Raw genomic sequence first — 19,515 nt, 5'->3', positions numbered from 1 at the left:
ACCAACCCGTCGGTGATGCCTCATGAACGCCAAGCGCCCTGCCTGCGCGGCGCCAGCTCTCGAAACGCCCGCGCCCGCCGCCAGCCAGACTTACACATACTGCGACCTGCAACACATCGAATCAGCCACCACAGAGTTGGCCGAGGAAGTGGCGTTGGCGATTGCCTATAACGGCATCAGTCAGGCGGTTATGCTGGTCACGCCGACGGACCTTGAAGACTTTATTGTCGGCTTCAGCCTGGGCAGCGGCATCATTGAAGATCCCTCCGACCTCTACGACCTGCAGCTGAGCGGCTCGGGCTCGGCACAGTATGCGCAAGTGACCATTGCCAATCGCGCCTTCTGGAACCTCAAGCAACAGCGTCGGCAACTGGCCGGCACCAGCGGGTGCGGGCTGTGCGGCGTGGAAGCGCTCGAGCAGGCGTTACCCGATCTCAATGTGCTGCCCGGCGCACCACTGCCACCCGCCGAATGGCTCGATGGATTACGCCAGCGTATCGGTGCGTTTCAACCACTGGGCCAGCATTGTGGCGCGGTGCATGCAGCGGTGTTCATGAATGCTCGGGGCGAATTGGTACTGGGCCGTGAAGACATCGGTCGACATAACGCCCTCGACAAGCTGATTGGCGGGTTGATCCGCCAGAAAATCCCGACTGGCGGCGGCCTGGCGGTTGTCACCAGTCGCTGCAGCCTCGAATTAATTCAGAAAGTACTGCGCGCGGGCATCCAGACCCTGGTCAGCCTGTCGTCGCCCACGGGCCTTGCCGTGCAATGGGCCCGTCGCCATAACCTGAATCTCATCCACCTTCCGCAGAAAAGTGCGCCGCGGGTCTACAGCCCAGCGTTGGAGAAACAAGCGTGAGTCAACATCGTCAAGCCGATCAAAAACCCGTCCCCCGCTACAAGCCTTACAAGGGCCCGGCCGGCGGCTGGGGCGCACTGATCAGTGTGGCCCAAGCCTGGTTGACCAGCGACAACGCGCTGAAAAACCTGCGCATCATGCTCAAGACCAACCAGAATGGCGGCTTCGACTGCCCAGGTTGTGCCTGGGGCGATTCTCCGGAAAAAGGGATGGTGATGTTCTGTGAGAACGGCGCCAAAGCGGTGAACTGGGAAGCGACCAAACGCCGTGTCGACGGTGCGTTTTTTGCCAGACACAGCGTCAGCGCGTTGCTGGAACAAAGTGACTACTGGCTGGAATATCAGGGTCGTCTGACCGAGCCGATGAGCTATGACGCTGAAACCGATCGCTACAAGCCGATCAGTTGGGAAGCGGCCTTCGCTTTGATCGCCAAGCATCTTCAAGGTTTGTCGAGCCCGAATCAGGCTGAGTTCTACACCTCGGGTCGCGCGAGCAACGAAGCCGCGTATCTGTATCAGCTGTTCGTGCGTGCTTTTGGTACCAACAATTTTCCCGACTGCTCGAATATGTGCCACGAGGCTAGTGGTGTGGCGTTGGCGCAAAGTGTTGGCGTCGGCAAAGGTACCGTAACCTTCAACGATTTCGAACATGCCGATGCCATTTTCGTCTGGGGCCAGAACCCTGGCACCAACCATCCGCGGATGCTCGAACCGCTGCGCGAAGCGGTTAAACGCGGGGCTCAAGTAGTCTGTATCAATCCGCTGAAAGAGCGCGGTCTGGAACGCTTTCAGCATCCACAGCACCCGATCGAAATGCTCACCAACGGTGACAAGCCGACCAATACTGCGTATTTCCGCCCGGCTTTGGGCGGCGACATGGCCGTGCTGCGCGGTATGGCCAAGTTTCTCCTGCAGTGGGAGCGCGACGCGCAGAAGACCGGCGCGCCGGCCGTGTTCGATCACGACTTCCTGAATGAACACAGCGTCAACGTGCTGGAATACCTGGGTGTCATCGACGATACCCCATGGGAGCAGATCGTCGAGCAGTCCGGCCTGCCCTTGGTAGAAATCGAGCAAGCGGCGCGCATGTACGCCAAAGGCAAGAATGTGATCATGTGCTGGGCGATGGGCATCACCCAGCATCGGCATTCGGTGGCAACCATTCAGGAAATCGCTAACCTGATGCTGCTGCGCGGCAATATCGGTCGGCCCGGTGCCGGCCTTTGTCCCGTACGCGGCCACAGTAACGTGCAGGGCGACCGCACAATGGGCATCAACGAGCGTCCACCCGTGGCCTTCCTTGATTCTCTGGAACGGCGCTTGCAGTTCAAGGTGCCGCGTGACAATGGCCATAACGTGGTCGAGGCGATTCACGCAATGGCCGATGGCCGCGCGAAGGTATTCATCGCCCTGGGTGGCAACTTCGCTCAAGCGACTCCGGACAGCCATCGCACATTCAAGGCACTGACCAACTGCGACCTGACGGTGCAGATCAGCACCAAGCTGAATCGCAGCCATCTGGCCCATGGCAAGCAAGCGCTGATTTTGCCGTGCCTTGGCCGTACCGATATCGATATACAGACTGAAGGTGCGCAAGCGGTGACCGTGGAAGACTCGTTCAGCATGGTGCATGCGTCCAACGGCCAGTTGCAGCCGCTGTCGAATCAGATGCGCTCGGAACCGTCGATTATTGCCGGTATTGCGGCTGCAACACTGGGCAGCAAACCAGTGGACTGGAGTTGGCTGGTCGCCGATTACAGCCGCATCCGCGATCTGATTGCCGACACCATCCCGGGCTTCAAGGAGTTCAACGAGAAGATCAAAATCCCTGGCGGTTTTTACCTCGGCAACAGCGCTGGCGCCCGTCGCTGGAACACGCCGTCGGGTCGCGCCAATTTTCGCCCCAACATGCTGCCCAAAGACCTGGTGCACGAACGCACCCGCGCAACCGGCGTATTACCGGATTTGATCATGCAGTCGATGCGCTCGCACGATCAGTACAACACCACGATCTATGGCCTCGACGACCGCTATCGTGGGGTAAAGGGTCAGCGGGACGTACTGTTTGTGAATGAGGCGGACATCATTCGCCTGGGCTTCAAACCGGGGCAGAAGGCCGACATCGTTTCCATCTGGGATGATGGCCGTGAGCGTCGGGTGAAGGGGTTCACGCTGCTGGCGTTTGATATTCCGGCAGGGCAGGCCGCTGCATATTACCCCGAGGTGAATCCATTGGTGCCGCTGGAAAGCACGGGTGATAGCAGTCATACGCCGACATCGAAGTTTGTCGCAATTCGACTGGAGGCGCCGAGCGAAACCGGATTGATCATGGCCAGGTCGGCTTGATGCAATAGCGGCTCCAGCCGCATTTGTGCAACACTCGAAATACTTTCCCGTCGCCCGCAAAAAAGGCCGTTTTTTCAAAAAAACGGCCTGTCTCAAGTAGCTAAAGACCGACGAAAAACGCTTAAGTTCCCCAGTTAAAACAGTAACTTGGAGAATTGTGTACAAGTCGTGTTACTCGTCGGATTTCGATTGTCACAATCATGAGACCGCCTCAGGATCGCGTCGTCATCCCCTTGAGGTTTCTCTATGAAGTTCTCCTCGATTCTCTTGTTGTCCCTTGGCCTTGTCAGTGGTTTCGCATCTGCAGGCGGCACCACCGAAGCGGGCGTGGGCGGCGCATTGGGCGGGGTTTTGGGCTCGGTCGTCGGTCAGTCGTTAGGCGGCAATACAGGTTCCACCATCGGCGCAGCCTTGGGCGGTGCGGGTGGTAGCGCAGTCGGCGCAGACAAACGCAGCCGTGGCGAAGCCGCTATCGGCGGTGCGTTGGGCGCAGCAGGCGGCAACGTGGTCGGTCGCAGCCTCGGCGGCAGCACCGGCAGCCTGATCGGTTCCGCGGCAGGCGGCGGCGCCGGCGGCGCGCTGGGCAACTACATGGGCAACAAAAGCGACGATGACGATGATCGACGCTCCCATCGTGGTGGCGATCGTCGCTACTACCGAGATGGCCATCCCGGCCGCGGTCATGCTTATGGGCATCGCAAGCACAAGAAACACTACCGTCATGATGATTGAGGCTTAACCATCCGTTGACGAGTAATGAAAATCGCAGCCTTCGGGTTGCGATTTTTTTTGTCGCTCAAACCACCAGGCGCTCTAGTGCCACGCGTAATGCGGCAGGAATCGCAACCGGGTGATTCGATGCACGATCCACAAACACATGCACGAAGCGACCCGCTGCGCAGGCCTCGGCATCGCCGGCCTTGAATACCGCCAGCTCGTATTGCACTGAGCTGTTACCCAGCTTGCCGACGCGCAAGCCAATTTCTATCCGGTCTGGAAAGGCGATTGAGGCGAAGTAATCACAGGCTGAACTCACCACAAAACCGACTACTTCGCCGTCATGGATATCCAGCCCACCGACTTCGATCAGGTAGGTGTTCACAGCGGTGTCGAAAAAACTGTAATAGGTGACGTTATTGATGTGGCCGTAAGCATCGTTGTCGTGCCAGCGCGTGGTGACCGGCTGGAAATGCGGGTAATCGGCGCGTTGGGGTATAGGGTTGGACATCGATGTCTGTTCCTGGAGTGGGATGGCAATCCTGAGTTAAACGGCGAATTTCTTTCCTGCGCAAGCCAGCTCGCCGATCAACCGCGCGGGCTTCCATTGATCACCCTGGCGAGTCTCAAGTGCCAGCAACCGCTGATGAATATCTGCCAGACCTTGCTGATCCGCCCATGCCATCGGCCCGCCCTTGTCCGCCGGGAATCCATAACCATTGAGGTAAACCAGATCGATGTCGTGTGCCGAGTCGGCGATTCCTTCCTGAAGAATCTTCGCCCCTTCGTTGACCAGCGCCAGCAAGCATCGCTCCAGAATCTCCTCAGGGGCGATCTCACGACGCTGGAAGCCCAATTCTTCGCTGACCTTCAGCACCAGCGCATCGACTTCCACATCATGCTCGGCCTGACGGCTGCCCGCCTCGTAATGGTAATAGCCGTTGCCACTTTTCTGGCCAAAACGACCCAGCTCGCACAGCCGGTTATCAACCTGTACTTGCGGAGCATCCTGACCTTTGCCGGACAACTCACGAGCGCGCCATTCCAGGTCGATTCCGACCACGTCGTACATGCGGAACGGCCCCATCGCAAATCCGAATGCCTGGAGCGCCGCATCGATTTGATATGGATAAGCGCCTTCGAGCAGCATTTTGCGTGCTTCGAGGACATACGGGTGCAGCATGCGATTGCCGATAAAGCCGTGACAGTTGCCCGATACCACGCTCACTTTGCCCATGCGCTGACCCAACGCCAGGGCCGCATCAAGCACTTCCGGCAAAGTCTGGGAACCGCGAACGATTTCCAGCAGCTTCATGATATGTGCCGGACTGAAGAAATGCAGGCCCAGCACTTGGGTGGGGCGGCGAGTGACGGCCGCAATGGCGTCGATATCCAGCGCTGAAGTATTACTCGCCAGAAGGGCTTCGGGTTTGAGCAAACCATCCAGTTCACGAAAAATTTTCTGTTTCAACTCAAGATTTTCGTAGACCGCTTCAATCACCAGGTCGACATCGCGAATGGCGGCGTAATCGGCTGCCGCTGTAACGCGCGCAATCCGCGACTGCGCTTCAGCCTCATCAATCCGCCCTTGGCGCACGTTATGGGCGTAGGTCTCCGCCACGCTGGCAAGCGCCTGCGCCAGCATCTGGGGATTGTTGTCAACCCACTGCACCGCAACCCCGGCATTGGCCAGGCAGATGACAATGCCACGGCCCATGGTGCCCGCGCCAATAACGGCGGCGCGCTGAATATCGAACGGTGTCTGGCTCATGATTGTTCTCTTGTTGGCGATCCATGGACAGCCCTCACCATAATCACCCGCCGTCCATTTTTGAAATTTATTCCTGTGATGAGGGACATTCAGCGGATGGATGCATTCTGTAAGCAGGGTGCAAACCTGAAGCAAAGCTTGTTCACAAAGAGGCCACCAGGTTCAACGCCTGTGTTGCATGCGAGTACGCTTTCGCGAGCAAGCTTCGGCCCCACAGGAATTTCACTGGCCCGAGAGATGTTGCTCAGCCCACTTGCGTACTTCGCCATACGGATACGACTCCAGCCCTGCAAACCCGGGAATAGACCGCGCCTTTAGCCTGGTAAACAACGGCACGCTGATACCGCACAAGAACCTGGTCACCCGCTCCGCTGAGGCTAGATAGCCTGTGTGCTGCTCATGCCTGTGGATAAAATCAGTGCATATCGCCTCGAAGTTTTTATCCACAAGGGCTGGAAGTTCGGGCGGCGAAGGGAGTTGCGCGACATTCCCGTGACACACCGAACAATGTCCACATTGCTGCGGCGCGTTTTCATCGCCAAAGTATTCGGCCAAGCGATATCCCAGACAGCGATCGGTCGCGAAAAGCGCCAGCATGGCGTGAATACGCGCGACCTCTGTGTGTTCATGCCGGGAGAAATAGCGATGCAATTCGGCACTGAGCTCCTGACTGTCGAAGTCCGTTTGCAGAAGGCTGTAAACCTCGGTCATTTGTTTGCTTTCCAGCTCAACCCAGCCCTTCTCCTGAAAATAATCGAGCGCTTTGACCACACGGTTGCGCTCGGCTTGATGCTGTTCGTACAACGCGTCGAAATTCACCGTGGCCCATGTCCGCGCACGGGGAGAGGTCTGGATGATTGCCGCCACAAAATCTCTGCGCTCGCCTTCAAAGCGCGCCAGCAACTCTTCGGGCTCCTGCAAATATTTGAAGCGATACTCAGCGTAATAGGCGTAACGCGGAGCGATGATCTTGCGCAGTTCCAGTTGCACCAGCAACGTCTTGAGCGGTAGCTGGCGAATGTTGCTGTGATCCGCCAGCGGCCCCAGCAGAAATTCCCACTGACCGTGCGGCGCCGCTGCCTGCAATTCGTCGAGGACGTAACGGATGCCGTCGATTTCCGGCGTGTCGCCGTAGACGAAGTTTTCCAGGACGTTGAGGCTGTCGCGGTTCGCCAGGACGAGGCAATCCGAAGGCTGCCCGTCACGCCCGGCCCGGCCGATTTCCTGACTGTAGTTTTCGATGGATTTGGGCAAGTCGAAATGCACCACGTTCCTGATGTCGCTCTTGTCGATGCCCATTCCGAATGCAATCGTGGCGACGATACAACTGGAATGGCCGCCCATGAAACGTTTCTGGATACTTTCACGTTGCTCGTGAGGCAAGCCGGCGTGATAAGCCTCAGCCTGAATGCCGTTGCGTTCCAGATGCTCGGCGATGTGTTCGGCGGTTTTTTGCAGGGTGACGTAGACGATGCTCGGTTGACCGGGGCGCTCGCTCATCCACTCAACAAGGCGTTGGCGCTTGTCTTGCCCACGTACTGGTTCGACCAACAGGTTAAGGTTGGGCCGATAGAAGCCCGTGGTCACCACGTCCTCGGGGGCAATGGCGAATTTCGCCTGCATATCGGCGATCACTTGCGGAGTGGCAGTGGCCGTCAGCAGCAGCGTCTGAGGGATATTGAACTGACGCTGATAATCCGGAAGTTTAAGGTAATCAGGCCGAAAGTTATGGCCCCATTCCGAGATGCAATGCGCCTCATCCACAACCAGGAGCGAGATTTGCACTTGCTGCAGGAAATTACGGAAACGCTCGTTTTTCAGACGCTCGACCGAAATCATCAGAATCTTCAGTTCGCCGGACCTGGCGCGAGCCATCACATCACTCGCATCGTCACGACTCTGCGCGGAGTCGATGCTGCCTGCGCAAATGCCATGACGTTGCAGAAACGCCAGCTGGTCCTGCATCAATGCCAACAGCGGCGAGACCACCAGGGTCAGGTGCGGCAGCAACACGGCCGACAATTGATAGCAAAGCGACTTGCCCGAGCCGGTCGGGAAAATCGCCGCCGCCGAGCGCCCTGCCAGCACAGCGTTGATCGCCGCTTCCTGACCGGGACGAAACTGTGGATAACCGAAAACCTGTTCGAGGGTATTGTGCATAAGCTGTCACTCCGTTGACCGCTGCGAAGCCCAAAGCCTAGCCGATGATTGCAGCGCGTCGAGAAAAGGTCGGGGTAAAAACGATACGGGATGATACCGCGTCCATCAGGCCAACCCTTCGCCACAGACTGAAACAAACGGGGCACGTTGCCTCCCTGACGCCTGCCCTTTATACCGGTAAGGTATACCTTCAAAAAACCTCTGCGCGCGACGCTCAACTCGGCAGGAAAGCCCGAAGTACGCGAAGACTCACGAAGGAACGACCATGCTCCAACGACCTGTTTTTTTACCCGCAGCCGTGCTTGCATTACTTTTGTTGCTGAGCGGCTGCCTGGCAAATCCGACCCAGCCGTCCATCAAGCCGAACCCGTTCGAGACACTCGAATATCAGCGCCAACAGGGCCTGGCCATTATCAACGCATCAGCCCTTTACGCCCGAGGCGGTACAGGCCAGGACGTCGCCGTGGCCCTTGTCGACTCAGGACTGAGCAGCAATTTGCCGGAATTTCAGGGACGAATCGCTGATCCGGGTTTTGACTATGTCGAGAACCGTGTCGGCACCTTTGATCGCGTGGGTCACGGGACCCAGATGGCTGGCATTCTCGCCGCCAACAAAGATGATCAGGGCATGCACGGCGTTGCATTCAACGCACTGCTGATCCCATTCCGTTTCGGCGACGACAACGAGCCATTTTTTTTCGACACCGAGATAGCACAATCCTGGCAGGCCGGTTTTGACAAGGGAGCACGCATCCTCAATAACTCGTGGGCCAATGCCATTCCGGCGACAGAGATCAATGAGGCTCGTTACAAGCAGGTTATGCCGCAGGCGTTGGTGACGGCCCGAAAGCTGGTTGAGGATGGTGCTGTTTTTGTCTTCCCGACGGGTAACGAACTTAAGCGGGAACCGTTGGCCGAACCCGGTTTGCCGCTCGCCCTGCCGGAACTGGAAAAGGGCTGGATCGCCGTGGTTGCACTGAAAAACGACGGCAGCGCCATCAGTGCCAAATCCAACTATTGCGGCGTGGCAGCGGCTTGGTGCATTGCCGTACCTGGCGGTGATTCCGGCGCAGGGCAAGGTTTGCTGACGACCAGCAAGGACGGGAAATACGTACAGACAGCCGGCACCTCGCCTGCTGCCGCCATGGTTAGCGGCGCACTGGCAGCATTGCAAAGCCTGTATCCCGAAATGACCGCGCAGCAAGTGCGCGAACGCCTGCTGGCAACGGCAAACCGGAAAGGAATCTATGCCAACAGTGAGGCATACGGTCGAGGGTTAATGGATCTGGACGCGGCCTCGCGCCAGGCTTCGGTCTCCGCGCTCGACTGAGTGGAAATGGGTGGTACCGCGTCGGCAGGTTTTGCCTTCCCAGTTTTTCCTGACAGTGGGTAGGTGGATTACCCCTAAGTGCTAAACCTGCACTTTCGAAATCCCCTACAGATTTTGACGTACAAGAGCTGAATTCCTGCGCGATTCGCCTGAGAATCACGTAGGAAGTGTCACCTGTATGGATGCGCTATAAAAAGTCCGAGGAAACGCGTAGGACGGATACCCGAAGGCCGTCAAAACGCCTACACACTCCGTCCATTGCGCCTGTATTGCCGCAACGCGTCGCGCCCCTCATAGTTTCTGCCGCAGCTGAAACAGCGTGTCGGCCTGCCCGACTTCTTACAGGACTGACTTAGATGCAAGACCGCTATCGCCCACTCAAAAGCAGCTACAGCGACACCCCCGTCCTGGTTATTGACACCGAGGCCGACCCACACGAAATTCTCGACGCCGCCCGTCAACGTATCCGCGCCGCCAGCGACCTGCTCGAAACGCTTTATTGCCTGTGCTTCAACCAGGCCGATTCAAGCGATATCCCCAACATCGTCAGCGCGCTTTACCTGCTCACTCAAGACGGACGCGACCTGCTCGAAATCGCCCACCAGCGTCTGCCAAAAATCACTGCATGAAGCGCAACCAAAAAACTCTGGATCGGAGATCCGTTAGATATCTCACCACCGTAGATTTAACCAGCGCACACAAAAAAAAGCCGCCCCAAAGCAGGCTGTGTGAAAACGCAGCCTGTGCCGGTCAAAAGCAAATGCCCCGACTTGTCGGGGCATTTGCTTTTCCGGTTTTGAAAAGCAAAAAAGGGCTTTTCAGCCCATCAATTCCATCATTCTCCGCACACCCAGCACGTTTATGGCTCTTTTCAGGTTGTACGTTTGTATCGCAAGCGCCATTTCCGTTCGAGCGCCTTTCAGTTGACGCAGTAAAAACCTGGCGTTGCCCATAGACCATTGCTTCAGGTTCCCAAACGGATGCTCAACGATAGATCGCCGCTGGCTCATCATGTCTCGATTGGCTTTCATGCGCCGTTCCATTCGTTCAAATGCGGCTTCGTGGGCATGACGCGTGACGTATCGGCGTTCGGCCTTGGTACATCGGTTTTTCAGCGGACAAACAGTGCAGTCGTCGACGGCGGCGTGATAGACCCGGTCTCCTTTGTTGAGGGCTTTAAGCGTGAGTATCTTGCCGTTTGGGCATTGATAGTTGTCACTTTCTTCGTGGTAATGGAAGAGTGTGCGATCAAAGTTTTGCTCTTCATCACCCTTGGTATTAACGGCTCGGTTTGGCGGGACATAGGGAGTGATGCCAGCGTCTTCACATGCCTGGAATTGACTGCCGTTGGAGTAACCCGCATCAGCAATGACACTGAGTTTGGCCTGCTCCAGCGCCTCTTGGGTAGCCTTGGCCATCGGCTCCAGTTGGCGGTTATCGGTTCCTTCCTGAGTCACTTCATGGTGCACGATCAGGCAGTGTTTTGCGTCAACCGCACTTTGAACGTTATAGGAAATACGCGAGCCTGAAGGGGTGCGCATTTTTTGCGCGTCGGACTCACCCACCACATGCTGCACCAGACCTTGAGCTTGCATCAGCACTTGGCAGGTCTGGTTATTGGCCTTTTTTATCTTCAGTTTCTCAAGCGCCGTCTGCACAGCAGAACGATCAATAGCTTCTTTGTGCTCGCCGCGATCAGCTTCATCAAGCTGAGCCAGATAGTGCGCAATACGCTTGTCGAGCTTTGCCTCGCGCTGTTGGAGCTTTTTAGGGGTGATCTGTTTTCGGTTCGAAGCCACGGCCTGGAACTTGCTGCCATCGATGGCCACCAACTCGCCAGCAATCAGGCCGGCTCCCCGACAAAATCGAACAAACGCACGGCATGTCGCGACAAAAGCTGCGCTGTTGTCGCGCCGGAAGTCGGCGATGGTTTTAAAGTCCGGAGCTAATCGGCCCAACATCCACATGACCTCGACGTTGCGCTGACACTCCGCTTCCAGCCGCCTGGAGGATCGAATTTGTTGGAAATAGCCGTAAAGATAGAGTTTAAGCAGGTCGCCGGGATGGTACGAAGGGCGCCCGGTTGCTTTGGGAGCAGCTTTGTCGAACCCGAGTTGCTCAAGGTCCAGCAGAGAAATGTACGCCTCGATCACCCGAACCAGATGGTCTTCGGGAATGAGTTCGTCCAGTGAGACTGGAAACAGAGTGCCCTGCGTACGATCTTCACCTTGGATGTAGCGCATAAGAAAAATGCCCGTATCTTGCGATACGGGCATTTTCTTAAACCCGGCGGCAGATTGCTAGGTTTTCACACAGCCTGCAAAGGACGGCTTTTTTTCATTACATCAAACCAACCTTACAACTTTGGCCCGGCAGCTTTGATCGCGTCGCTCACTTCGAACTTCTTGAAGTTCTCAACAAACAGACCGGCCAGTGCTTTCGCGGCCTCGTCATAAGCGGCCTTGTCAGCCCAGGTGTTACGCGGGTTCAACAAACCAGTCTCAACACCCGGCACAGCCAAAGGCACGTCGAGGTTGATGGTGTCGAGATGCTCGGTTTCTGCACCGATCAACGCGCCACTCTGAATCGCTGCGATCACGCCGCGAGTAGTCGGGATGTTGAAGCGTTTGCCGACGCCGTAGCCACCACCGGTCCAGCCGGTGTTGACCAGATAGACCTTGGAGCCGAAGCCGCGGATGCGTTTGATCAGCAGCTCGGCGTATTCGCCGGCCGGACGCGGGAAGAACGGCGCGCCGAAGCAGGTGGAGAAAGTCGACTTAATGCCGCTGCCGGAACCCATTTCGGTCGAGCCCACCAGAGCGGTGTAGCCGGACAGGAAGTGGTAGGCCGCTTGTTCTTCGCTGAGGATCGAGACTGGCGGCAGCACGCCAGTCAGGTCGCAGGTCAGGAAGATAACCGCGTTTGGCTCGCCACCGAGGTTCTTCTCGGAACGCTTGGCAACGTGCTCCAGCGGGTAGGCGGCGCGGCTGTTCTGGGTCAGGCTGACATCAACATAGTCAGCGTGCTTGGCGTCATCGATAACGACGTTTTCCAGGACTGCGCCGTGCTTGATGGCTTTCCAGATGACCGGCTCGTTCTTCTCGGAGAGGTCGATGCACTTGGCGTAGCAGCCACCTTCGATGTTGAAAACAACGCCTTCGCCCCAGCCGTGTTCGTCGTCACCGATCAGGTAACGGCTTTCGTCGGCGGACAGGGTGGTTTTACCAGTGCCGGACAGACCGAAAAACAGGGTTACATCGCCCGCTTCACCAATGTTCGCAGCGCAGTGCATAGGCAGCACGTCGGCGGCCGGCAGCAGGAAGTTCTGCACCGAGAACATGGCTTTTTTCATTTCCCCGGCGTAGCGCATGCCGGCAATCAGCACTTTTTTCTGTGCGAAGTTGAGGATCACGCAACCATCGGAGTTGGTGCCATCACGCTCCGGTACGCATTCGAAGTTGGCAACGTTGAGCACCTGCCACTCTTCACGACCAGCCGGGTTGTACTGGGCGGGATTAATGAACAGGCACCGGCCGAACAGGTTCTGCCAGGCAGTCTGCGTGGTCATCTTGACGGCCAGGTAGTGATCTTCCGAAGCGCCTACATGCACGTGGGAAACAAAATGTTCTTGCGCGTTGTTGAACGCCTCGACGCGAGCCCACAAGGCATCGAACTTGTCGGCCGGAAACTTGCGGTTGATCGGGCCCCAGGCGATTGCGTCCTGAGTGCTCGGCTCTTCAACGATGAAGCGATCGACTGGCGAGCGACCGGTGCGGTGACCGGTGCGAACAACCAGCGCGCCGGTATCGGCAAGCTCGCCTTCACCGCGGTTCAGGGCTTCTTTGACCAGATCATCAACACTCAGATCGGTGTACACGGCGTTATTGGCTTGCGTCATGAGATTCCCCGTCGGCCAGTGGCCGAGTGCTCCAAACGTTTTGTAGTAGAAAGTCGTGCACTACTACCGCGAAAAAAGTGGCCCGGATTATGCCAGAAAAGCCCAAAAAGAGTAGGGCCCTCCCGTCGTAACGGCGTAATTCCGGCGCTTCCCAGTGAATTTACCTGCGCTGAACCGTTTTAGTGACGGGTATCTGACGGCGTGTCGACGCCCGCTCCCGCGAATAATTGAGCGATATCAGCGGCGTCAAACAGGTAGCGCTGGTTGCAGAACTGGCAGTCGATCTCGATGTTGCCACCGTGTTCAACCACCAGGTCCTGCGCATCCTCCAGTCCCAAACTGACCAGAGCATTGGCCGAACGTTCGCGCGAGCAGCTGCAGCGGAAGCGCAATTTCTGCACGTCGAACAGGCGGACCTGCTCTTCGTGATAGAGACGATGCAGCACGGTTTCGTTGTCCAGGCTGAGCAATTCATCAGCGGTCAGCGTACTGCCCAGGGCCGTGATGTGCTGCCAACTGGCGGCGCGGTCCTCTTCATCTTTCAAGCGGTCAGCCGGCAATTGCTGCAGCAGCAGGCCACGCGCGCGACGACCGTCGGCATAAAGCCAGAAACGCGTGCCCACTTGCTGCGACATGACAAAATAATTGGTAAAGCACTCGGACAAAGTCTCGCCGTCCAGATCCACGATGCCCTGGTAGCGCTGGCCCTGGGTTGGATCGATGGTGAGCGCCAGGACGCCTTTGGGCATCAGGTCGGCAAGCGTTGCATCAGGGGCGATTTGATCCGCCTCATAACGCGCCAGGCCTCGAATCTCCCGCTCACTGCTGCACTCGATCATCAACAACGGTACCGGACCGTCGGAACGCGCCTGGAGAATGAGCAAACCGTCAAATTTCAGCGTGCCAACGAGCAAGGATGCGGCCGTCATAAGCTCGCCAAGCAGTTGCGCGACCGGCTCTGGATACGGGTGCTTGGCGAGGACTTCGGCGTAGCTACGTTCCAACGAAACCAGCTCGCCGCGGGTGTCGCTGTCATCGAAAATGAAGCGTTGGGTGTAGTCGGAATCCGTTAGATCGGTCATAGGTCTGGGTATCTGAAGTAATGACAAAAATGATTACAAAAGTGAAAAACACGCCTTTGCCGCACCACTTGGTGCGCACTGTTCAGCCAAGCGAAGCATTTTATGAACAATCCGGTGCTGTTCCAAGCAAGGTGGAACGTCCACCGATTGGCGTAATGCAATGCTGCTATTGGCACTGCTGGCATCTTGGTTATGGTCCACGCGCCAGATAGTGTGTGTGATTTTCGACGAGTGGCTGTTTAAGCTGATTAATTCGTCCCGTACTCACCCCGATATGGCTGTGGGTCTGAGCAATTGCAAGGCGGCGATGTGTCTGAGGCCTCGCCCATATTCGCTCGCTTCACTCGTCGCTGCTATTCCCATGAAATTTAAACAAGTCCCGACGCTGCTTCTTGCTCGGTTTGCCGTCCGTACTCACGCCCAGCGAGCCGGCCTTGCGCATGGCTGCGGCCGCTTCTCGCTTGGCGATACTGGCGTCGGTTTCGGCATACAGCGTTTGAGCTTGCGGCGCGCCACGGCGCACGATAGACAAGGCCTGGACGACCACTGTCCGTTCCTCGAAGCCCATCCGAATCTGAAATTCGTCGCCAATCTTCGGCTCCTTGCCCGGTTTACAGCGGTCGCCCCGGCAATGCACCTTGCCACTCTCGATGGCCGCCTTGGCCAAGGCACGTGTTTTGTAAAAACGCGCCGCCCATAACCACTTATCGAGACGGACCTTGTCGTCCTCTTCCTGTTTTTGTGTCACTGGAATTCCTCTTTTAGCCCATAGTCGGAACTGTACTACCGTTTCTGTCGGGCGCAACAATCCCGCCCTCCAGATAGAATGAGATCAAGCCGACTCACCGGCATGGAGTGATCAAATGACTGTATTTCCGTCTTCATTGACCTCGCCCAAGACGGGTTGCCAAGGGTGTCAACAGAGCGAACCGTTGGGCTTTGATTTTGCCTTCGCTTATCAGCCGATCGTCGATCTGCGAGACCGCTCGATTTTTGCCAATGAAGCACTGGTGCGCGGGACCGCGGGGGAAGGGGCATTCTCAGTGCTCGATCAGGTCACGGAAGAAAACCGATACCGCTTCGACCAGCTCTGCCGGATCCGGGCCATTGAAGGTGCGGCGAACTTAAATATGCAGACACACTTGTCGATCAACTTCATGCCCAGCGCCGTGTACCGTCCGCAGCTGTGTATCCGCAGCACATTGGAAGCGGCGAAAAAACACGACTTCCCGATTGAACGACTGATTTTCGAAACCCTCGAAAGTGATCACGTGGATAACTATCGCCATTTGACTAATATTCTGCGTGAATACCGCGAATTCGGCTTCAAGACCGCCATCGACGACTTTGGGGCGGGCTACTCGGGGCTCAGTCTGCTGGCAGATTTCCAACCGGACCTGATCAAGATCGACATGGCGCTGATACGCGATATCGACCGTGATCGTGTCCGTCAGGTCATCGTCCGGGGGATTGTCACAATGTGTGCGGAGCTGAACGTTACAGTGATCGCCGAAGGCATCGAAAGCGCTGGTGAACGGGATTTCCTGGCTGACTGTGGAATTTTTCTGATGCAGGGTTACTGGTTCGCCAAACCTGCATTCAAAGCGTTGGCTCAGGTTCAAGCTGAAGCCTGGGCGCGATAACTGCCGGTTTTTCCTATTGAAAACATTTGACCATTTGACCGTTGTCGGTCTGCGCGAGTGGATTGCGCTCCCTGATCTGGGAGTCGCGGGCCTGCGAGCCAAAATCGACACCGGGGCCAGCACCTCCAGCTTGCATGCCACCGACATCGAACCATTCGAGCGCGACGGTGAACGCTGGGTGCGTTTTACAGCGCATCTGGGCACGGTGGTGCAATTGCGTCATCGCCGCTGTGAAGCGCCGCTGGTGACGAAGAAAACCATCAAAAGCTCCAACGGCCACGCGCAGATGCGTTACGTGGTCAGCACCACCCTGGCCCTCGGTGATCGGGTTTGGCGGGTAGAGTTCACCCTCGCCTGCCGCAAGTCCATGCGATATCGCCTGTTACTCGGCTCCAAAGCCCTGATCGACGGACAGTTAGTGGTCAATCCGGGGATCAAATACGTACAAGACAAGCCGGTGTTCCCGGTATCTACCTCCTCCACAGGTGTTGCATGAAGATCGCTGTGCTGTCGCGCAATCCGCGTCTGTATTCCACCCGGCGTCTGGTCGAAGCCGGTACCGAGCGTGGACATGAAATGGTGGTGATCGACACCCTGCGCGCCTATATGAACATCGCCAGCCACAAGCCGCAGATTCACTACCGCGGCAAACCGCTGGAAGGCTTCGATGCGGTGATCCCGCGGATCGGTGCGTCGGTGACATTTTATGGCTGCGCAGTGCTGCGCCAGTTTGAAATGATGGGGGTGTTTCCGCTGAACGAGTCGGTGGCCATCGCCCGCTCCCGGGACAAATTACGTTCGCTGCAATTGCTCTCGCGTCGCGGGATTGGTTTGCCGGTGACAGGTTTTGCGCACTCCCCCGACGACATTCCCGACTTGATCGCCATGGTCAACGGCGCGCCGCTGGTGATCAAAGTACTCGAAGGTACGCAGGGCATCGGCGTGGTGCTGTGTGAAACCGCCACGGCGGCAGAGTCGGTGATCGAGGCATTCATGGGCCTCAAGCAAAACATCATGGTTCAGGAATACATCAAGGAAGCGGGCGGCGCTGATATTCGCTGTTTTGTGGTCGGCGACAAAGTGATCGCGGCGATGAAACGTCAGGCCAAACCGGGGGAATTTCGGTCCAATCTGCATCGCGGCGGGAGTGCGAGCCTGATAAAAATCACGCCCGAAGAGCGGATGACGGCGTTGCGCGCCGCCAAGGTGATGGGGTTGGCCGTGGCGGGTGTGGATATCTTGCGCTCCAATCACGGACCGCTGGTGATGGAAGTGAATTCGTCGCCGGGACTGGAGGGTATCGAGACCACCACCGGAAAGAATGTAGCGGGGATTATTATTGAGCATCTCGAGAAAAATGGCGGGCCGAACATGACCCGGACCAAAGGGAAGGGGTAAAGGCAGCTATAAGTTGCAAGCTGCAAGCTGCAAGCTGCAAGTCAAAGCAGAAGCAAACGCCGCTTTTGCTTGAAGCTTGAAGCTTGAAGCTTGAAGCTTGAAGCTGCTTTTATACCGCGTCTCTAGGCAGCATCAAACCAAGCGGCAACCGCACCCGCGCTTCCAGCCCGCCGCCGGCGCGGTTGCGCAGTTCGACATTGCCGCCATGCATCGAAGCGATTCTCTTGACGATCGCCAGGCCCAGCCCGGTCCCCTTGCCACCGCGAGCACGATCACCCCGGGTAAATGGATTGAAAATAGCCTCAAGTTCCGACGGATCGATCCCCGCCCCGCGATCCATGACACTCAGCACTACATACGGCGCGTTGACATCGCCGGACACATACGCCGCCACTTCCACCCCGCTACCGGCGTGATTCAAGGCGTTGCCGATCAGGTTATTCAGCAGCCGCTTCATCGACACCCGGCGCAGCGGAAATGGCTGAATCGGCTCGAGCCGCAACTGCACTTTCTGTTCATTCTGGTTATACGGCGCAGCCACTTCTCGCACCAGCTCGGTCAGATCGACCTCTTCCACGGACTCGTCCCGACCATCGCGAATGAACGCCAGGAACTGGTCGAGAATCGCGTCCATGTCCTCGATGTCACGAACCATGTCGTCCGACAGATCACTGTGGTCGCCCATCAGCTCCAGAGACAGGCGCAACCGCGTGAGCGGCGTGCGCAGATCGTGAGATACCCCGGCCAGCATCAGCTCGCGCTCACGGCCGGCCTGCTCGACGTCTTCGGCCATCTGGTTGAAGGCGCGATACACCTCGGTCATTTCACTGGGCGTGTCGCTGATCGGCAGGCGCACGCTGCGGCCCTGCCCCAGCTGCCTGGCGGCATAAACCAGACGCTTCAAAGGTTGGTTGAGTTGACTGACGAAGATCCAGGCCGAGGCGGTCGACAACAAACCGATGGCAAGAAACCAGCCGAGCACGTTCCAGATTTTCTGGCCACGCAGAGGATGCGGATACAGCGGCACCTTCAGCCAGCCATCGCCCAGGCTGGGCGCCCGGACCCAAAGCGCTGGCGGTGAATGCATGCGCAACCGCACCTCGGTGTCGGCGCCCAGTTCGGCCTGCATCTGCCGTTGATAGATTTCGCTGTAGGGCCAGTGCTGCTCGCCCGCCGGCACCCCTGCGCCCACCACCCGAATCAACGTCGCCGCTTCGGCAATCTTGTCGCGGTTGTTTTCATCTGCGGCCCAATACGCGCGCAGCGTCAGGGCGACGCCGTGGCTGTATTGGCGGTCCACCAGCACATCTTCGTTCATCAGCAGATAAACCAGGGTCAACGCCTTGGAGAACAGGACGACGATGAGCACCAGCCACAGGGTGCGGGAGAAAAAACTCTGGGGGAACCAAACGGGGGTTTTCATGAATAACCGCTACACACTTGCAGGAGCGAGCGATGCTCGCACATTGCGGATCGCGAGTCTGCGGACATCGAAGTCCGCCCACCCGCTCCTACAAATCGCCGATCACTTGGTGGCGGCGCCATCCGGGACGAACACGTAGCCCACGCCCCAGACAGTCTGGATGTAGCGTGGCTTGGATGGATCAGGTTCGATCATCCGGCGCAGACGGGAAATCTGCACGTCGATGGAGCGCTCCAGGGCGTCCCACTCACGACCACGGGCCAGGTTCATCAGTTTGTCGCGGGTCAACGGCTGACGCGCATTCATGACCAATGCCTTGAGCACGGCGAACTCGCCGGTGGTAAGCATGTGCACTTCGTCGCCGCGCTTGAGTTCGCGGGTGGCCAGGGACAGCTCGTAGTCACCGAAGGTCACGCTTTCGTCTTCGCTGCCTGGGGCGCCCGGCACTGGAGCCGATTGACGACGCAAGACCGCTTTGACGCGTGCCATCAACTCGTCGGGGTTGAACGGCTTGGCCAGGTAATCGTCGGCGCCCAGTTCCAGGCCCTTGATCCGGCTCAGCTCATCACCCTTGGCGGTAAGCATGATGATAGGAATCTGGTTGTTCGCGGTGCGCAGACGGCGGCAAGCGGTCAGACCGTCTTCGCCAGGCAGCATCAGGTCGAGGACGACCAGATTGAACACTTCTCGCGCCAGCAAGCGGTCCATCTGTTCGGTGTTCGGTACCGCGCGAGCGCGATAGCCCTTGCTGACGAAAAAGCGTTCCAGCAGGCTGCTGAGCCCTGGATCGTCGTCAACAATAAGAATTTTTTCGCCTTCAGCAATGTTTGCAGTGCTGCTCATTGGATGCTCCTTTGATCTCGGCGCGCATTATGGCGTAGCTGCC

General features: G+C 57.6%; 17 protein-coding genes. 8 read left to right on the top strand and 9 right to left on the bottom strand.

Annotated elements, in window-relative coordinates; genetic code table 11:
• Positions 1-22: 22 nt before the first annotated feature.
• The 3 genes from fdhD (at position 23) to ACYZT1_RS01935 (ending at position 3,939) form a co-directional block, all read left to right on the top strand.
• Positions 23-862, top strand: a complete 840-nt coding sequence (gene fdhD, locus ACYZT1_RS01945) for a formate dehydrogenase accessory sulfurtransferase FdhD (RefSeq protein WP_462017420.1) — start codon at positions 23-25, stop codon at positions 860-862.
• Entirely contained in the window at positions 859-3,207 is a 2,349-nt protein-coding gene (locus ACYZT1_RS01940; RefSeq protein WP_462017419.1) for an FdhF/YdeP family oxidoreductase, read from the top strand. Before fdhD ends, ACYZT1_RS01940 begins: the two co-directional genes overlap by 4 nt.
• Positions 3,208-3,453: 246 nt before the next feature.
• The gene (locus ACYZT1_RS01935; protein WP_462017418.1) at positions 3,454-3,939 is read left to right on the top strand and encodes a glycine zipper domain-containing protein; all 486 of its coding nucleotides are present in this window, start codon (positions 3,454-3,456) and stop codon (positions 3,937-3,939) included.
• A 64-nt stretch (positions 3,940-4,003) separates the two neighbouring features.
• Here the strand turns inward: ACYZT1_RS01935 and ACYZT1_RS01930 are convergent, their stop codons facing one another.
• The 3 genes from ACYZT1_RS01930 to ACYZT1_RS01920 form a co-directional block, all read right to left on the bottom strand.
• Positions 4,004-4,435, bottom strand: a complete 432-nt coding sequence (locus tag ACYZT1_RS01930; RefSeq protein ID WP_462017417.1) for an acyl-CoA thioesterase — start codon at positions 4,433-4,435, stop codon at positions 4,004-4,006.
• A 36-nt stretch (positions 4,436-4,471) separates the two neighbouring features.
• The gene (locus ACYZT1_RS01925) at positions 4,472-5,695 is read right to left on the bottom strand and encodes a 3-hydroxyacyl-CoA dehydrogenase (RefSeq protein WP_462017416.1); all 1,224 of its coding nucleotides are present in this window, start codon (positions 5,693-5,695) and stop codon (positions 4,472-4,474) included.
• A gap of 222 nt (positions 5,696-5,917) precedes the next feature.
• Positions 5,918-7,855 carry a RecQ family ATP-dependent DNA helicase gene (locus tag ACYZT1_RS01920; RefSeq protein WP_462017415.1) on the bottom strand — a complete coding sequence of 646 codons (1,938 nt, stop codon included), beginning with the start codon at positions 7,853-7,855 and terminating at the stop codon, positions 5,918-5,920.
• 265 nt (positions 7,856-8,120) lie between these two features.
• Between ACYZT1_RS01920 and ACYZT1_RS01915 the strand changes: the two genes are divergently transcribed.
• Positions 8,121-9,185, top strand: a complete 1,065-nt coding sequence (locus ACYZT1_RS01915) for a S8 family peptidase (RefSeq protein WP_462017414.1) — start codon at positions 8,121-8,123, stop codon at positions 9,183-9,185.
• A gap of 356 nt (positions 9,186-9,541) precedes the next feature.
• Entirely contained in the window at positions 9,542-9,814 is a 273-nt protein-coding gene (locus tag ACYZT1_RS01910; RefSeq protein ID WP_028621008.1) for a hypothetical protein, read from the top strand.
• Positions 9,815-10,003: 189 nt separating this feature from the next.
• Here ACYZT1_RS01910 and ACYZT1_RS01905 read toward each other — a convergent pair whose 3' ends face one another.
• The 4 genes from ACYZT1_RS01905 to ACYZT1_RS01890 all read right to left on the bottom strand — a co-directional run bounded on the left by ACYZT1_RS01905 (position 10,004) and on the right by ACYZT1_RS01890 (position 14,913).
• Positions 10,004-11,428 carry an IS1182 family transposase gene (locus ACYZT1_RS01905; RefSeq protein WP_462017041.1) on the bottom strand — a complete coding sequence of 475 codons (1,425 nt, stop codon included), beginning with the start codon at positions 11,426-11,428 and terminating at the stop codon, positions 10,004-10,006.
• Between the two features lie 113 nt (positions 11,429-11,541).
• Positions 11,542-13,083: a phosphoenolpyruvate carboxykinase gene (locus ACYZT1_RS01900; RefSeq protein WP_462017413.1), complete on the bottom strand. Its 1,542-nt coding sequence runs from the start codon at positions 13,081-13,083 to the stop codon at positions 11,542-11,544.
• A gap of 179 nt (positions 13,084-13,262) precedes the next feature.
• Complete coding sequence (hslO, locus tag ACYZT1_RS01895; RefSeq protein WP_462017412.1) at positions 13,263-14,165, bottom strand: Hsp33 family molecular chaperone HslO; 903 nt, start codon at positions 14,163-14,165, stop codon at positions 13,263-13,265.
• Positions 14,166-14,505: 340 nt separating this feature from the next.
• Positions 14,506-14,913: an RNA-binding S4 domain-containing protein gene (locus tag ACYZT1_RS01890; RefSeq protein WP_462017411.1), complete on the bottom strand. Its 408-nt coding sequence runs from the start codon at positions 14,911-14,913 to the stop codon at positions 14,506-14,508.
• A gap of 115 nt (positions 14,914-15,028) precedes the next feature.
• On the opposite strand from ACYZT1_RS01890, the gene rimA reads away from it, so the two are divergent.
• Genes rimA through rimK form a run of 3 tightly spaced genes read left to right on the top strand, consistent with a single transcriptional unit; the run spans position 15,029 to position 17,206 of the window.
• Complete coding sequence (rimA, locus tag ACYZT1_RS01885; protein WP_462017410.1) at positions 15,029-15,808, top strand: S6 modification regulatory phosphodiesterase RimA; 780 nt, start codon at positions 15,029-15,031, stop codon at positions 15,806-15,808.
• A gap of 16 nt (positions 15,809-15,824) precedes the next feature.
• Positions 15,825-16,304, top strand: a complete 480-nt coding sequence (gene rimB / locus ACYZT1_RS01880) for a retropepsin-like aspartic endopeptidase RimB (protein WP_028621014.1) — start codon at positions 15,825-15,827, stop codon at positions 16,302-16,304.
• On the top strand, positions 16,301-17,206 hold the full coding sequence (gene rimK / locus ACYZT1_RS01875; RefSeq protein ID WP_121731683.1) for a 30S ribosomal protein S6--L-glutamate ligase: 906 nt from the start codon (positions 16,301-16,303) through the stop codon (positions 17,204-17,206). Before rimB ends, rimK begins: the two co-directional genes overlap by 4 nt.
• A gap of 109 nt (positions 17,207-17,315) precedes the next feature.
• Here the strand turns inward: rimK and ACYZT1_RS01870 are convergent, their stop codons facing one another.
• Positions 17,316-18,629: an ATP-binding protein gene (locus tag ACYZT1_RS01870; protein WP_462017409.1), complete on the bottom strand. Its 1,314-nt coding sequence runs from the start codon at positions 18,627-18,629 to the stop codon at positions 17,316-17,318.
• Positions 18,630-18,731: 102 nt separating this feature from the next.
• Positions 18,732-19,472: an osmolarity response regulator transcription factor OmpR gene (gene ompR / locus ACYZT1_RS01865; protein ID WP_008149284.1), complete on the bottom strand. Its 741-nt coding sequence runs from the start codon at positions 19,470-19,472 to the stop codon at positions 18,732-18,734.
• Positions 19,473-19,515: the final 43 nt, after the last annotated feature.

The sequence above is a fragment of the Pseudomonas sp. PB3P13 genome (assembly GCF_054897735.1).
Note: the sequence above shows the minus strand (reverse complement) of the source record. Positions and strands in the feature narration are given on the sequence as shown.

Coding starts and splice junctions, on each gene's coding strand:
- fdhD (WP_462017420.1), top strand. CDS start 23: ATGAACGCCAAGCGCCCTGCCTGCGCGGCGCCAGCTCTCGAAACGCCC.
- ACYZT1_RS01935 (WP_462017418.1), top strand. CDS start 3,454: ATGAAGTTCTCCTCGATTCTCTTGTTGTCCCTTGGCCTTGTCAGTGGT.
- ACYZT1_RS01930 (WP_462017417.1), bottom strand. CDS start 4,435: ATGTCCAACCCTATACCCCAACGCGCCGATTACCCGCATTTCCAGCCG.
- ACYZT1_RS01925 (WP_462017416.1), bottom strand. CDS start 5,695: ATGAGCCAGACACCGTTCGATATTCAGCGCGCCGCCGTTATTGGCGCG.
- ACYZT1_RS01920 (WP_462017415.1), bottom strand. CDS start 7,855: ATGCACAATACCCTCGAACAGGTTTTCGGTTATCCACAGTTTCGTCCC.
- ACYZT1_RS01915 (WP_462017414.1), top strand. CDS start 8,121: ATGCTCCAACGACCTGTTTTTTTACCCGCAGCCGTGCTTGCATTACTT.
- ACYZT1_RS01910 (WP_028621008.1), top strand. CDS start 9,542: ATGCAAGACCGCTATCGCCCACTCAAAAGCAGCTACAGCGACACCCCC.
- ACYZT1_RS01905 (WP_462017041.1), bottom strand. CDS start 11,428: ATGCGCTACATCCAAGGTGAAGATCGTACGCAGGGCACTCTGTTTCCA.
- ACYZT1_RS01900 (WP_462017413.1), bottom strand. CDS start 13,083: ATGACGCAAGCCAATAACGCCGTGTACACCGATCTGAGTGTTGATGAT.
- hslO (WP_462017412.1), bottom strand. CDS start 14,165: ATGACCGATCTAACGGATTCCGACTACACCCAACGCTTCATTTTCGAT.
- rimA (WP_462017410.1), top strand. CDS start 15,029: ATGACTGTATTTCCGTCTTCATTGACCTCGCCCAAGACGGGTTGCCAA.
- rimK (WP_121731683.1), top strand. CDS start 16,301: ATGAAGATCGCTGTGCTGTCGCGCAATCCGCGTCTGTATTCCACCCGG.
- ACYZT1_RS01870 (WP_462017409.1), bottom strand. CDS start 18,629: ATGAAAACCCCCGTTTGGTTCCCCCAGAGTTTTTTCTCCCGCACCCTG.
- ompR (WP_008149284.1), bottom strand. CDS start 19,472: ATGAGCAGCACTGCAAACATTGCTGAAGGCGAAAAAATTCTTATTGTT.